The organism is Streptomyces rhizosphaerihabitans (assembly GCF_025399795.1).
GTDB lineage: Bacteria > Actinomycetota > Actinomycetes > Streptomycetales > Streptomycetaceae > Streptomyces > Streptomyces rhizosphaerihabitans.
In genome coordinates, this window is sequence record NZ_JAODTZ010000200.1 from 1 (window position 1) to 368 (window position 368).

A 368-nucleotide genomic window follows, 5' to 3' on the forward strand; every position below is an offset into this window, starting at 1 on the left:
CGGGAATGCCTGCGCAGCCTGCCCACCTACCAGTTGATCGCACAACTGGCACGCTCCCGCCCCGGCGCGGACCTCGCCGACCCGACCTGCGCGGTCCGAACCGCACTACGACGTCTGGCCCGCCGCTACCAGCACCTCACCCAGGAGATAGCCGACGCTGACGCCGAACTCGACCCCCTGGTCGCGCAGGCAGCTCCCGGGCTGATGGATCTGATCGGGGTGGGCACCGAGACGGCCGCCCAACTCCTGATCACCGCAGGCGACAATCCCGACCGGCTGAAGTCCGAAGCCGCCTTCGCCCACCTGTGCGGGGCAGCCCCCATCTCCGCCAGTTCCGGACGGACCAACCGCCACCGCCTCAATCGTGG

1 protein-coding gene is annotated in these 368 nt (G+C 70.1%); it reads left to right on the forward strand.

Going from position 1 to position 368, the window contains the following annotated elements:
- A partial coding sequence (locus N4G66_RS45400) for a transposase (protein ID WP_261710178.1) occupies positions 1–368 on the forward strand: 368 nt, incomplete at both ends.